Origin of the sequence: Chlorogloeopsis fritschii PCC 6912 (assembly GCF_000317285.1) — a bacterium.
Lineage (GTDB): Bacteria > Cyanobacteriota > Cyanobacteriia > Cyanobacteriales > Nostocaceae > Chlorogloeopsis > Chlorogloeopsis fritschii.
Window position 1 is genome coordinate 38,829 of the sequence record NZ_AJLN01000083.1, and the last position, 13,534, is coordinate 52,362.

11 protein-coding genes are annotated in these 13,534 nt (G+C 40.7%); 4 read left to right on the forward strand and 7 right to left on the reverse strand.

What is annotated here, in order from left to right:
• Nucleotides 1-235: 235 nt before the first annotated feature.
• From UYC_RS0115475 to purE, 7 genes are all read right to left on the reverse strand, one after another.
• Nucleotides 236-775: a DOMON-like domain-containing protein gene (locus tag UYC_RS0115475; RefSeq protein WP_016872699.1), complete on the reverse strand. Its 540-nt coding sequence runs from the start codon at nucleotides 773-775 to the stop codon at nucleotides 236-238.
• Nucleotides 772-1,896 (reverse strand): phosphotransferase enzyme family protein, encoded by a 1,125-nt coding sequence (locus tag UYC_RS0115480; RefSeq protein ID WP_016872698.1) that lies wholly within the window; start codon nucleotides 1,894-1,896, stop codon nucleotides 772-774. Before UYC_RS0115480 ends, UYC_RS0115475 begins: the two co-directional genes overlap by 4 nt.
• A gap of 285 nt (nucleotides 1,897-2,181) precedes the next feature.
• Entirely contained in the window at nucleotides 2,182-3,390 is a 1,209-nt protein-coding gene (locus UYC_RS0115485; protein WP_016872697.1) for a 4-hydroxy-3-methylbut-2-enyl diphosphate reductase, read from the reverse strand.
• 194 nt (nucleotides 3,391-3,584) lie between these two features.
• Complete coding sequence (locus tag UYC_RS0115490; protein WP_016872696.1) at nucleotides 3,585-4,406, reverse strand: SGNH/GDSL hydrolase family protein; 822 nt, start codon at nucleotides 4,404-4,406, stop codon at nucleotides 3,585-3,587.
• A gap of 63 nt (nucleotides 4,407-4,469) precedes the next feature.
• Nucleotides 4,470-5,876, reverse strand: a complete 1,407-nt coding sequence (locus UYC_RS0115495) for an ammonium transporter (protein WP_016872695.1) — start codon at nucleotides 5,874-5,876, stop codon at nucleotides 4,470-4,472.
• 597 nt (nucleotides 5,877-6,473) lie between these two features.
• Entirely contained in the window at nucleotides 6,474-8,075 is a 1,602-nt protein-coding gene (locus tag UYC_RS0115500; RefSeq protein WP_016872694.1) for an ammonium transporter, read from the reverse strand.
• Between the two features lie 972 nt (nucleotides 8,076-9,047).
• Nucleotides 9,048-9,566, reverse strand: a complete 519-nt coding sequence (gene purE, locus UYC_RS0115505) for a 5-(carboxyamino)imidazole ribonucleotide mutase (protein WP_016872693.1) — start codon at nucleotides 9,564-9,566, stop codon at nucleotides 9,048-9,050.
• 255 nt (nucleotides 9,567-9,821) lie between these two features.
• Here purE and nagA point away from each other — a divergent pair, with 255 nt between their 5' ends.
• The 4 genes from nagA to UYC_RS0115525 all read left to right on the forward strand — a co-directional run bounded on the left by nagA (nucleotide 9,822) and on the right by UYC_RS0115525 (nucleotide 13,530).
• Nucleotides 9,822-11,051, forward strand: coding sequence for an N-acetylglucosamine-6-phosphate deacetylase (gene nagA / locus UYC_RS0115510; RefSeq protein ID WP_016872692.1), 1,230 nt, complete (start codon nucleotides 9,822-9,824; stop codon nucleotides 11,049-11,051).
• Nucleotides 11,052-11,233: 182 nt separating this feature from the next.
• The gene (gene bchM, locus UYC_RS0115515; RefSeq protein WP_016872691.1) at nucleotides 11,234-11,920 is read left to right on the forward strand and encodes a magnesium protoporphyrin IX methyltransferase; all 687 of its coding nucleotides are present in this window, start codon (nucleotides 11,234-11,236) and stop codon (nucleotides 11,918-11,920) included.
• Nucleotides 11,921-12,640: 720 nt separating this feature from the next.
• Nucleotides 12,641-13,120, forward strand: a complete 480-nt coding sequence (locus UYC_RS0115520; RefSeq protein ID WP_016872690.1) for a hypothetical protein — start codon at nucleotides 12,641-12,643, stop codon at nucleotides 13,118-13,120.
• Nucleotides 13,121-13,152: 32 nt separating this feature from the next.
• Nucleotides 13,153-13,530 (forward strand): DUF423 domain-containing protein, encoded by a 378-nt coding sequence (locus UYC_RS0115525; RefSeq protein ID WP_016872689.1) that lies wholly within the window; start codon nucleotides 13,153-13,155, stop codon nucleotides 13,528-13,530.
• The last annotated feature ends 4 nt before the right edge of the window (nucleotides 13,531-13,534 follow it).

A 13,534-nucleotide genomic window follows, 5' to 3' on the forward strand; every position in this document is an offset into this window, starting at 1 on the left:
ATTAGACTCAACCTATAAAATTTATTCCCGTTCGGCGATACTCGAAATCAAAGCGATCGCTCTAACGTTTGACTAGCGCACTACTATCCACAAAATAAACTGCCATCTAACGGCGTTCCTCAATAATAGTCTCAGAGACAGGCTTACCTTGTACCTGAATTAGACACTGTCCTATCTGTCGAGGATGAGAACGTTCTTTAAGCTGTTTGACTAAGGCAGATTATTAAGACATAGCTTACAACTCAATAACAAAACTATCTCGCAGATGAAAATCAGCTTCCGCACCTTGATGAGTTAACGCCCAATAACTCACCTCACCGTCTTTATTTTTAATAACAGTAGTAATTGCAACTTCTAGGGCTTGCTCTGCCGAGACGATTTTATCTAAATCAACATTTAGCGCCAGCGCCAAACCATCAGAGTGACTGTGGATGCTAAACGGAAGCGTCGTGAAAGCCGTTTCCTCTTGCATACCTTGACGGTATCCATCGAAGCGATAGACGTTCCAATGCCCGGCAGGAGAGAGGTTGAATTCCCAATACTGTTCAGAATCCTTGACGCCCAGGAAGAACTCAAAGCAGGTGTCTTCCCACAGTTCGTGCTTTCGCGTTGGTGTATCTGATGGTGCGACTATTCTTACTTCTTCTACGTCTCCAAGTAATGCGTAGGTAATAGTGAGTTGATTCGCATTTCTGGCGATATTGCCTGCAATTTTTAAATTCAGCAGCGACTCTGTAGAAGAAAAGGATTGCAGAGAAAATGTCTGTTCGTTCATTTCATATCCTGGATAATTTTGCGAATCGCTGTTTCTTGGGATTCGATACTTTCACTCAGTTTAAATTGGACAAGTGCCCTCGCCAGGTTGTGTTCTGGGTGCTTGATTTTAAAGTAGACATTTCCTGCTAAATAGTCAGCAAAAAATCTTAGCCCTAATTCAAAGGCGATGAGACGAATTGCATCGTACATATATAAATAGTCGTTCTCAGTAAGAAACGCCTTTGCTACCGAGAGATAACCTTCGAGAATTTCCTTACATAATTCGGTATCAAAATAAACATTTCCCCACTTCTCTGTTTCTTCTCCCACTGGATTGCAGCCCGATCGCAGACAGTCACCAATATCGTAATGTACCAATCCTGGCTTAACGGTGTCGAGATCTATGACGCTAACGGCTTGATGGGTAGCAGTATCAAACATGACGTTATTAATTTTCGGATCGCCGTGCATTAAGCGCAGTGGCAGCTTGCCTTGAGCTTTTGCATCTTCAAGGATATGTGCCCAGACTTTGCGATCGCTAACAAACTGCAAGCAATAATTTACTTCCGGAGTTTGACGGGGGCTAGTTTTGGCCAGAACATCCTCGTAGTGCTGGAGGTAAAGTGGCGTAATGTGGAAGCCTTCGAGGGTGTCGGCAAGTTTTTCTGGGGGCAAGTCGCTGATTAAATTGTGGAACATACCCAGGGCATAGCCGATTTCTTTGGCATATGAGCGATCGCTCATCGTATCTAAAGACTGCGAGCCTTCAATAAAGCTGATTGCCCGCCAGAAAGATCCTTCAGCATCTTTCCAGTGATCTTGAGCATCCTTTGTTAATAGCACACGTGGCACTTCCCAACGACGACTAAGGGGAGTGCATTGTAGCCGTTTGCGAACATGCTCAGTGTAGATACGCATATTCTGCATAATCAGTTGGGGCTGGCGAAATACCTGCGTATTGATGCGTTGCAGGACAAAATGCTGTTCCTTGGAAGAATCCAGAGATACCAAGAAGGTGTCATTGATATTGCCACTGCCAAAAGCTTGAACGTTTGTAACCTTACCTTGAAGCGTAAATTGTTCGGCTATAGCAGTAAGATTTTCTGTACCCTGTGTTTTGAGATGTTCTGTCGTATTCATGTTCGGAATGCACTACTCCCCACGTTATTGCACAAACGCAATTGGAGACATGGTAGCGCAAGTATTGCATTTGGTTTGTATAAAAAAAGTGAAAGTGCAAATATCTTAACGTGTATTTATCACCTAGTTTGTTTATTTAGTTTTTTTGTATATTTTTTCTCTTTCCCAGACTCCAGCCTGGGAAAGCATCGATTGAGGCTCCGCCTCATAATTGGAGGCGGAGCCTCCCAGTTTCCATTACCATGCAGAGCATGGTAATGAGAAAAAATGAGGGATGAAATTATTCTAAACCACCGCCGCAGTTGTTTTTACCTCGAAAATTTTCTCAATCACATCTTCTACTACCTTATCTGGTGTAGAGGCACCAGAAGTTAATCCGATGACAATTTTTCCATCTGGTAACCAGTTTTCTGTGATTTCTAAATTACCATTTAATAATCTGTGTTCGATGCGATTTCCAGACAAAATTCTCGCTACACTATCAATGTGATAGGAGGGAATTCTACGCTCTACAGCAATTTGTTGTAACTGTGTAGTATTGGAGGAATTAAATCCACCAATTACTATCATTAAATCTAACTGCTTTTCCACTAACTCTAACATCGCATCTTGCCGTTCTTGTGTAGCGTCGCAGATAGTGTTGAAGCTTTGAAAGTGTTCATTTAAATTTGCTGGGCCGTATTTTTGCATCATGGTACGCTCAAACAATTTACCAATCTGCTCGGTTTCACTTTTAAGCATTGTAGTTTGGTTAGCAATCCCGACTCTTTCTAAATCGCGATCAGGATCGAATCCTGATGAACAAGCTTTACTAAATTTAACTAAAAATTCCTCTCGATTTCCTCCATTCAAAATGTAATTAGTAACGTATTCTGCTTCTTGCAAGTTTAAAACAATTAGATATTTACCTGCAAAAGAACTTGTGGCAATTGTTTCTTCGTGCTTGTATTTACCATGAATAATGGAAGTGTATTCATGCTTTTTATGTTTTTCAACGGTATTCCAAACTTTTGATACCCAAGGACAAGTCGTATCGACAATTTTGCAGCTTTTATCGTGAAGGAGCTGCATTTCTTCAACACTAGCCCCAAAAGCGGGCAAGATCACCACATCACCAGATTCAACTACAGAAAAGTCTTTTTTACCTGCTGTAACGGGAATAAATCCTACTTCCATCTCCAGCATCCGCTGATTAACAGAGGGGTTGTGAATAATCTCATTAGTAATCCAGATGCGTTCTGTGGGGAACTGTTTGCGAGTTTCATATGCCATTGCCACAGCACGCTCTACACCCCAGCAAAAGCCAAATGCTTCCGCTAGCAAAATAGTGATATTTCCACGGGTGAGTGTGTAATTATTTTCTCGTAGCTGCTGAATTAACTGGCTTTGATATTCGGACTGTAATTGGGTAGCGACTTCTGCTTGGTGACCAAACCCTTTACGATGGTAGTGTTCTGAATGCTGAAGTGAACGTTTAAAAGCTTTGGTATCCATTGATTTTTTGTCACAATTTCGTTATTTTCATTTTCTCGTGCCATGACGCAATTGTGGTGGGGAGAAGGGAACTAAAAATCTCCACCATAGGTAAATTAGTATAAGCCAACTTCCCTACGCAATCAGAATTCCAGGCACAGGAGTAGTCTGGAGAAATTAAAAAAGTAAAACAAAAATTTTTTAAGTAGACATCGCTAGTTTTGCAATTTCATCTGGCTGTACAGCTGTAAGGCAGCTCTCCAGACTAGATAACCTTGAGGACTCAGGTGTAAGCCGTCGGTGGTGAGTTCAAGCCGAAGGTTACCTTGTTTGTTAGCAAATAAGGGATATAAGTCCAAATATTTGATGCCTTCTTGTTTGCCTATCGCCCGGAGTTGTTGATTCAGCTCCTGGATGCGGCTATTGGGAATAGCTAGTAGTTTTTCTCGTCCTTCCCAAGTGGCTTCTTCTGCTCCATGCGGCAATATCGACTGAATGACAATGTGCGTGTTGGGATGTACCTTACGTAAATAACGCACGATCTGCCGCTGATTCTCCAAAATTATCTCATCGCTGATGCCTCGAATCAGGTCATTGATACCAATCATTACAAAAATTGTTTTCGGTTGTGTCCGATCCAATAACTCTAATCTTTTTAATAATCCAGCACTGGTTTCTCCAGAAATTCCTTGATTTAACCAATTACTGTCTTCTGGTAATAACTCAGCTGGAAACCACAAACTCAAAGAATCTCCAGCCATTATGGCTAAAGGTTCAGGGCGATTTTGGGCAGCTACTTGGGCTTCTTTTTTGAGAATGTCTACCCACTGCTGATAATTAAGTTTATGACGAGGGCCTAACTGCGATGTCGGCTGTGCTAAATTTTCAGACTGTAGGTGATTTGGTGATATTGTCCCAAAAAAAGCAGTCACTGCCTGCTGTCGCCAAATTAGCAGGATAGCCGCTAGCAACAGGATACCGTTAGTTACTAGCAATAAAATTGCAAAGGTAGGAAAGGTTTTTGCAGGAGTAGACACGAGTAGCGATATTCATCAAAACTTTAGTATAAAATTTTATACCGTACTTGTTGATAAATCCCACTATTTGCTGCTAATACTAATGCGATCGCCAAATTCTTCGTTGTAACCTTCTTCACCATGTTCGTTGATATCCATACCTTGTACTTCTGCTTGCTCTTGAACGCGCAAACCAACTGTGGCATCAATAATTTTAAGAATGATGAAGGTGCCAACACCAGCAACTACATAGGCAACCGCAATAGCCGCCAACTCTACTAGCAATTCATTCCAATTGCCTTTTAATAAACCATCTTTTCCTGCTGCGTTGACTGTAGTGGTAGCAAATATTGCTGTTAAAATCGCACCAACTGTACCGCCAACTCCGTGTACCGGATAGGTATCTAATGCATCATCAATTTGAATCTTGTGCTTGAAGCTAACTGCATAGAAGCAGATGAATGCAGTAATGCTGCCAATTAAAATCGCTGCTAGTGGTGTTACAAATCCGGCAGCTGGAGTAATACCCACCAAACCAGCCACTGCACCTGTAGCTGCACCTACAGCAGTTGGCTTACCGCGCAATACTTTTTCCAGAATTAACCAGGTTAATGCAGCAGCAGCAGCACTAGTATTTGTAGTGACAAAGGCGATGGTTGCTAAACCTCCAGAAGCAAGGGCACTACCAGCGTTAAAGCCAAACCAGCCAAACCACAACAAACCAGCACCTAACAGAATAAAGGGAACATTGTGAGGAGGGCTAAGGCGATTGGGATAGGTTTTACGAGGCCCTAAAACGATCGCTGCAACTAAAGCAGAAACTCCAGAACTAATATGAACTACTGTACCACCAGCAAAATCAAGTGCACCTAAACCACCATATAAGCCTAAAAATCCACCTTTTGCCCACACCATGTGAGCAAGAGGAGTGTAAATAAAAGTAGACCAAAGTAGTACAAATAAACTGTAAGCGGTAAAGCTGATCCGTTCGGCGATCGCTCCAGAAATTAAAGCTGGGGTGATAATGGCAAACATGGCTTGGAAAATCATGAATGCTTGATGTGGAATCGTTGGTGCATAGGAAACTACATCAACAGGATTTGATCCTTTAAGATAATCTGTTAATTCTGTGCCAACACCATTCAACCCAAGCCACTGCAATCCACCGATGAAGGGGTTTCCGGGTGCAAATGCAAGGCTATAACCCCACAGAATCCACGTCACTCCCACAATCGCCATGACTACAAAGCTCATCATTAAAGTGTTGAGTACGTTACGAGAACGCACAAATCCACCATAAAAGAAGGCGAGTGCGGGAGTCATCAACAAAACTAAAGCAGATGAAATCAATATGAATGCTGTATCTGCAGCAGTTTGAGCATTAGAAATTGCTGCATTGACATCAACGGGTGCAGCTAGGGCATCGCCTCTCAAAATTCCACCCAGAATTAGTAGGGTAGCTGCCCCAATGAACACAACTTTTTTCAACACTTCCTTTGATTCCTCTGTGCCATCGTTATTAATTTATATAGCTATATAGCTTTATTTGAGTTACTTGACATATCTTTTTCTGTATTCAAAGCTACTCAAATTTAGTAAGCTTTGAAACATTTATAAAAATATACTGCTTAAGGAGTTGTTAAAGGTTAAATTATTATCTTCTTATGCAATTACCGCATTAATAATTTGTAGTAATAGCATTTGATTTTTGAAGAATTAAACTTTCATCTTTATATGTATTTATAGTATAAATAAAAACAATAATTATGTTAGCAAAAAAGGCAGATTTGCTTAGAATCCAGTTATTTATTATAGCTTTATACACAATTAACAATTTGGTATTTACACTTAATCTGTTTTTAATTTATGTATATACTAAGTTAAGTGTTTAAGGTGAGTGAAAAGTTCGCTGTCTAATTCAGACTTGCCTAGTACCTAATTCCTAATCTCCAATCTCTTTTACACTACTTTTTGGTTTTGGAACCACTGTGTTGTGGATCTCGTTTCATAAAAAATACCCCCTGCATGAACAGCAAAGTTCCAGGGGGTCAATATTTATTCAGTCTTAACAACAGAACCAATCAAAAATTAAAGACTAGTAGGTAAATCTCCTGATTGTGACATACCTTTAGGGCTACCTGGTTCAGCAAATCCACCGCTACCAGCCTCTTTAAGAAATCCGCTGTAGGCTTCCATGCCGTGTTCGCCGATATCCAAGCCTTCTATCTCTTCTTGTCTAGATACTCTGATACCTAAAGTTGCCTTAAGTACGAGCCAGAAAATTGTACTTAAAAGAACAGTCATACCGCCCACGGAAATTACACCTATGAACTGAGTAATGAACTGTCCTAAGCCACCACCGACAAATAAACCTTTTGCCGGGCCTAATCCATCGCCGTACCAGGAGTATACACCAGGGCCAACAGCGAACAGACCAACTGCTAAAGTTCCCCAAATACCACAAACTAAGTGTACGGATGTAGCTCCAACGGGGTCATCAATTTTAATTTTGTCAAAGAAAGTGACAGAGAAAACTACTATGACTCCGGCAATTAAACCAATAATGAAGGCACTACCAATGGTGATATAAGCACAAGGAGCTGTAACAGCAACCAAGCCAGCCAAAATACCATTGATAATCATTGAAAGATCTGGCTTGCCCAAATACAGCCAAGCTGTAACTGTAGCAGCAATTCCACCAACAGCACCTGCCATGTTAGTAGTTAAGGCAATGTGGGTAATAGCATTGGGATCTGCTGCCATTACAGAACCAGGGTTGAAACCAAACCAGCCTAACCACAAAATCAAACAGCCTAAAGTGGCAATGCTCATGTTGTGTCCGGGAATCGCTACTATTTGCCCATCTTGATATTTACCAAGACGGGGGCCAAGAAATGCTGCTCCCATTAAAGCAGCCCAACCACCAACGGAGTGAACTACTGTAGAACCGGCAAAATCCCAAAAACCCATGTCTGCTAGCCAGCCACCACCCCAAATCCAGTGCCCGGTGATAGCGTAAGAAATACCAACAAGTAAAAGGCTGAAAATCAGGAAGTCAACGAACTTAATACGTTCGGCAACAGCACCAGAAACAATTGTTGCCGCAGTTCCTGCGAATACCAACTGGAACAAAAACTTGGCTGCTAAGGGAACTCCTGCCCAACTCAGAGCACTGAAAACACCTTTATAAGCATCTCCTGTAGCAGGGCTGTTATCAGCTCCTTGCAAGAAAAATCCACTTAAGCCGATAAAGTCATTACCATCGCCAAACATCAAGCCAAAACCGATCGCCCAAAAGGCAATAGTGGCAAGAGCAAATACAATCAAGTTTTTGGCTAAAACGTTAACGGCATTTTTCTGGCGGCAAAAGCCAGTTTCTAACATACCAAAACCGGCATTCATAAAGAACACCAAAAAAGCCGCGATCGCTACCCACAAAGTGTCAAGGGCAACTTTTAGCTCTGCTGTAGTAGGGCCTGCAGCTGCCGGGGCAGGTGCTTGGGCAACCGCTGCATAACCCCAACCCAGCACAATTAGACAAGCTAAGGGAATACAAGCTTGCCAGCTGGGAGACAACAGTTTCAGAACTCTCAAAATTTGATGGACTATCGAGTTTGAGTTTCTAGAATAGGCATTCCAACTTGATGACTGTCGCCTATTTTTTGCTTTCCATTTTTTGTGCTTTAACATCGTGCTCCAAACCGCTCTTAAGTGAATCAAAGTGCAAGAAGTAGATAGAGAACTCTCCAGAAGCTAAACCAGTGGTTATTGATATATATGGGGTTATCTAGGCTAGCTTTTGATTAAAATTCACTGATTCTCACTTCCACTCAGCCATTGATTGAAATCCCGATCATCAAATCACCAAGTTTTTAGTCAAAATACTGGTGCTACTTCTGTTCAGGTTATGGATAGCCTTAAGAAATTATTATTATTTTTTATTATGTAATTTATTAAACAGTCAAGTATTCTTCATGGACTTTTCAATTAACTTTAGACTCGTTAGCGTTTTTAGATTCAATTGTCAATCAGAAATCATAATAAAAAACAGCTTCATAAGTTCAAAGATTTTTGAAAGTTAGTTATTTATTATTCTGTATCTTAAAATACATATTTTGATTACAGTGACCATAGCTGTGATATGTGAATGAAGAAACAGTGTCTGTACTAATTCATTGGTAAAGGTTTCAGAATTTTAAATAAAAAGTTCAAAATAGTCTCAATTTGTAGTAAAAATACTTAATAGTTTATCTTTTGGTTGATTCGATATCAGACTAGCTGTTGGTGATGCAGAAGATGAAGTTATGATAAAGAATTCATGAAGTAAAGTACCTGTAAATGAGGTCACTAATTCTGGTAAATAATCAAATAATTCAAAATCCAGAGTATTTTGACTTCTCACGACTTCACTAAAACTAAGTAGAAGATATTTTCTATGAACTTTGTAGATTACAAATTAAGAAAAGGGGTTTTTCCCCCTACACCCTACACCCCTCTTTCAAAAAGGCAGTTCTGATGATATGAGTTTCATCGCCAAGAGTGAAAGTAGAATTTTTACTGTTCCTTGTTCCCTGTTGTCGAGTTTTAAGACAGAAGGGTACCTAACTTAATAAAAAAAATTGATAGGTATGGCTTTTGAATTTCTATGAAATCGTGTTGCATTTACATCTGATTTAAATATTGCTCATAACCTATTTGTTCAAGTTTTCCTTGCTTTGCCATAACTGACTCACATAGGTTTTGGCGATATTGTTGCACTTTTTCTAGTAGCTCTGAACGCTCAGTTGCTAGAATTTGTATTGCTAAAAGCCCGGCATTAGTGGCATTACCGATCGCTACTGTTGCCACTGGAATACCTGCGGGCATTTGTACAATAGAATACAAAGAATCAACTCCTTGTAAATGTCGGCTGGGAACAGGAACACCAATGACAGGAAGTGGTGTTAAAGATGCAACCATACCAGGCAAGTGAGCAGCACCACCCGCACCAGCAATAATTACTTTTATGCCCCGTTGGTGAGCAGACTTAGCATATTCCACCATGCGTTCTGGGGTACGGTGAGCACTGACGATCGCAACTTCAGCAGCAATACCGAAATCTTCACAAACAGCGATCGCTGCTTGCATGGTAGGTAAGTCAGAATCGCTACCCATAATAATGCCGACAAGAGGTTGAGTCATAGGGATAGGGGATAGGGGACAGGGGATAGGGGACAGGGGATAGGGGAGTGAGGGAATAAACTACTAACCACTAACCACTAACAAATGACAAAATTCTTGATTTTTTTCTTAAACTGAAAGTACTCTCCTAGCGTGTAGTTCCTATTTCTTTAGTTAAAGATAATCATCTCATTGATTGAAGTTGATTTTATCGGTTCACTATCACTAGTTAGCATCTAAAATCAGGTCAGTTTTTGCTATTTTTTTGCCAGCGCAATGACTGAAGCAACACACAGCATCGTCTCTCATCCCATAGATATTGTTAACGCCCAACTGCCAGGTTACCAGGAATTGCAGATGCTTTTGATTAATCGTCAAGGCATCGTTAAGCATATTTTGCCAACGCATACAACCTTTAAAAGAGTTCCATCACCAGATTTGCAAGTTATTGATGTTGCTGGAGACATAATTTCCTTGGGTGGAATCGATTTGCAGATTAATGGTGCTTTAGGGTTAGCATTTACTGAATTAGAAGCAGAAAATGCTTATATCTTGCCAAAAATTTGTAAATTTCTCTGGGAATTAGGAGTAGACGCTTTTTTACCCACCTTGGTGACAACTTCGGTAGAAAATATTCAGCGATCGCTTGCCGTGATTGCTGAGTTTATGGCAGCAGATGACGAGAGAGAAAATATCCCCGCGTCCTTTTGTTTAACTTCATCAATTAAACACGCCAAAATACTGGGAGTCCATTTAGAAGGGCCTTTTTTAAATGTTCAAAAGCGCGGCGCACACCCGGCTGAGTATCTATTACCCCTAACAATTGCGGAACTGAAGCGGGTTTTAGGAAATTATGCTCATGTTGTTAAAGTCATAACTCTAGCACCAGAATTAGATGTAACAGGAGAAGTAATACCTTATTTACGTTCCTTGGGTATTACCGTGAGTTTAGGACATTCCCAAGCAACAGCTGCCCAAGCCCAACGTGCCTTTACAGAAGGCGCTACGATGGTGACTCATGCATTCAACGCTATGCCACCATTACACCACCGCGAACCGGGATTATTAGGGGCAGCAATTACCCATCCAGAAGTAATGTGTGGTTTTATTGCCGACGGAGAACACATTTCTCCCACCATGCTAGATATATTGCTACGAACTAGCGCCTATGAAAAAAAACTTTTCCTTGTTAGCGATGCTTTAGCACCCTTAGGACTACCCGATGGGTTTTATCCTTGGGACAATCGGCAAATTGAAGTGAAAAACGGTACTGCACGATTACCTGATGGTACTTTATCAGGCACAACTTTATCTTTGTTGGTGGGAGTAGAAAATTTAGTGAAATGGGGAATATGTGACGTAAAGGAAGCGATCGCACTTGCTACAGATGCACCCAGAAAGGCGATCGGTGTGCCGACAACTATATTAGGTGCTTCTGCTGCCCACTTATTGCGCTGGCACTTTGATCAAGCTACCCAAGAACTTACTTGGCAGCGATTAGTGTAATAAGTAGGGAATAGGGAACAGGGTTGGGGGAACAGGAATAAGGATTATCCCTATTTGTCCTTCTCTCCCACTCCTCCACTCTCTCCTACTCCCCCCTGTACCCTGTATCCTGTCCCCTATCCCCTGTTGCCAGGCAGACGTGGTACTTTTAAGCTTTGGGAACCTTTAAATATTTCAGTTTCATGAACGCAGCCGACGATAAAACCATTGTTAAAGAATATTTCAATTCCACGGGTTTTGACCGCTGGAGACGCATTTATGGTAATGGTGAAGTTAACAAAGTTCAGCTAGATATCCGCAATGGGCATCAGCAAACCGTGGATACAGTACTCAGCTGGTTAAAAGCAGATAACAATTTAGCTGAACTATCCATATGTGATGCTGGTTGCGGTGTGGGTAGTCTGAGTATTCCTCTAGCCGCAGGAGGAGCAAAGGTTTATGCCAGCGATATTTCTGAAAAAATGGTGGAGGAAGCCAAGGAAAGAGCTTCTCAAACCTTGGAAAATCCAGGTAATCTCACTTTAGCCGTGCAAGATTTGGAAACATTAAGTGGTGACTATCACACAGTTATTTGCCTGGATGTTTTGATCCACTATCCACAAGACAAGGCAGATGAGATGATTTCTCATCTTTGTTCTTTGGCACAATCGCGGGTAATTCTCAGTTTTGCTCCTAAAACCTTTGGTTTGAGCATATTGAAGAAAATAGGTAGCTTTTTCCCAGGAGCAAGTAAGGCGACTCGCGCCTATTTGCACCGCGAAACTGATGTAGTCAAAATCCTCGAAAAGAATGGTTTTTCAGTGCAACGACAGGCAATGACACGTACTCGTTTTTACTTCTCTCGTCTATTGGAAGCTACTCGGAAATAAAAATAAAATTGCGCCCAGAAATCAACTGGGCATAAATAAAAATAACAATGTTGGCTAGGTGTAAGTGAAAAGGGATTTAGAGGTGTAATATCAATAACTTTCATTATGCCTTTACCCCTTCCAAACCTAAGGAGACATTGAAAACTATTATCTGAATAAAGTTTTAAATCTAATCCCGATTCAAAAAATGTTTGCAACACATTCTTTTTTCAAATTGGTATAAGCGATCGCAATCAGCACAATCAGTATTCTGTAATAAAAGTATCAAAAAATCAAGAAAGGTTAAGCGATCGCCTCTGATATAACTTTTTATGTTCCATTAGAGAAAATAGCGGTAGAATTTTCTTATTATGTTTCTTGTTAAAGAAGCAAACATTACTAGCAAAAAGCAAGTGCTATTCCAATGCCTAGACACTGGAGTTTAATGTTACATGGCATTAATCTCAAAGGCATTGCTTACTACTTTAATTTTCTCTGGGGTGTGTTTAATTAATTTTGATTTATAAAAATTGAATTGTTGTTATTTGTAGAGATGGGGACAGTCATCACCCTGGGGGATAATGCTTGTCTGTCTTCTACAACAGGATATTAGTTGCTATAACCGAAAAAAGCCTTAATACCTCAAAAATCACAATTTAGTTACGGTATTTTTCCAGTGACTGGAAGCTTCATGTAAGTGAAGTTAGAATCGCTAGCAAAGCAATAATCTGAAGAGGAATTATGAAGACTGGTGAAAAATTAGCTGCGGGCTGGCTGCTGACACTCGGATTCATGTTTTTAAGCCTATCTGCATCAGCAATATTGCAAAAAAACTTTATTCAGAAAGCAAATTTTTGCATTCAAGGCGAGTGTGAAATGCTCCCAACAGAGAATAGTGATAAAAACCATAATACTGCTGTAGGAGGTTTAATATTTGGTATTCCCAGCGCTATACTGGGCGGATGGCTAGCATTAGGGTTATACCGCCAAGGTCAACAGGATAAAAAAGCGATTAATCAGAAAGTGAACGACCATCTGCAATCTCTTTTTTATCGCACGGTGCAAGAAAATAATGGGCGCGTTACTCTTTTAGGCTTTGCAATGCAATCTCAACTGCCAGCAGCTGTTGCCAAACAGTATTTAGATGAGCAAGCAAAACTATTCAATGCTAATTTTAAGATAAGTGAAGAGGGAGGAGTTTCTTATTATTTTGACGTTTAAATAACAATTTGGTGAAATTATAGTGTAGCTACATGACTCAACTTTTTTTGAGTTTAGCAGCAATTTTAGGCGGTTTATCTGTTGCGGCAGGCGCTTTTGCCTCTCATGCTTTGCGAGAAAGAATTAGCGAGCGATCGCTCTTAATTTTTGAAACAGGCGCTCGTTATCAGATGTATCATGCCCTTGCATTATTGGTCATAGCACTGTTGCTAAGTCGTGTCGATTCTCCCCCACCGAGCTTGGTAGCAAGTGGATGGCTATTTATTATTGGTATTGCAATTTTTTCTGGAAGCTTGTATGCCCTAAGCTTAACTGATGTTAAGTATTTGGGAGCTATTACACCAATAGGAGGAGCAGCTTTTCTTGCTGGTTGGTGTGCTTTAGCTTTTGCCGCTTGGAGTTTGAAGTAAGTAG

Excerpts from the sequence above, each read along its gene's own strand:
- UYC_RS0115500 (WP_016872694.1), bottom strand. The coding sequence starts at position 8,075 with ATGTTAAAGCACAAAAAATGGAAAGCAAAAAATAGGCGACAGTCATCA.
- bchM (WP_016872691.1), top strand. The coding sequence starts at position 11,234 with ATGAACGCAGCCGACGATAAAACCATTGTTAAAGAATATTTCAATTCC.
- UYC_RS0115480 (WP_016872698.1), bottom strand. The coding sequence starts at position 1,896 with ATGAATACGACAGAACATCTCAAAACACAGGGTACAGAAAATCTTACT.
- UYC_RS0115485 (WP_016872697.1), bottom strand. The coding sequence starts at position 3,390 with ATGGATACCAAAGCTTTTAAACGTTCACTTCAGCATTCAGAACACTAC.
- purE (WP_016872693.1), bottom strand. The coding sequence starts at position 9,566 with ATGACTCAACCTCTTGTCGGCATTATTATGGGTAGCGATTCTGACTTA.
- nagA (WP_016872692.1), top strand. The coding sequence starts at position 9,822 with ATGACTGAAGCAACACACAGCATCGTCTCTCATCCCATAGATATTGTT.
- UYC_RS0115520 (WP_016872690.1), top strand. The coding sequence starts at position 12,641 with ATGAAGACTGGTGAAAAATTAGCTGCGGGCTGGCTGCTGACACTCGGA.
- UYC_RS0115475 (WP_016872699.1), bottom strand. The coding sequence starts at position 775 with ATGAACGAACAGACATTTTCTCTGCAATCCTTTTCTTCTACAGAGTCG.
- UYC_RS0115525 (WP_016872689.1), top strand. The coding sequence starts at position 13,153 with ATGACTCAACTTTTTTTGAGTTTAGCAGCAATTTTAGGCGGTTTATCT.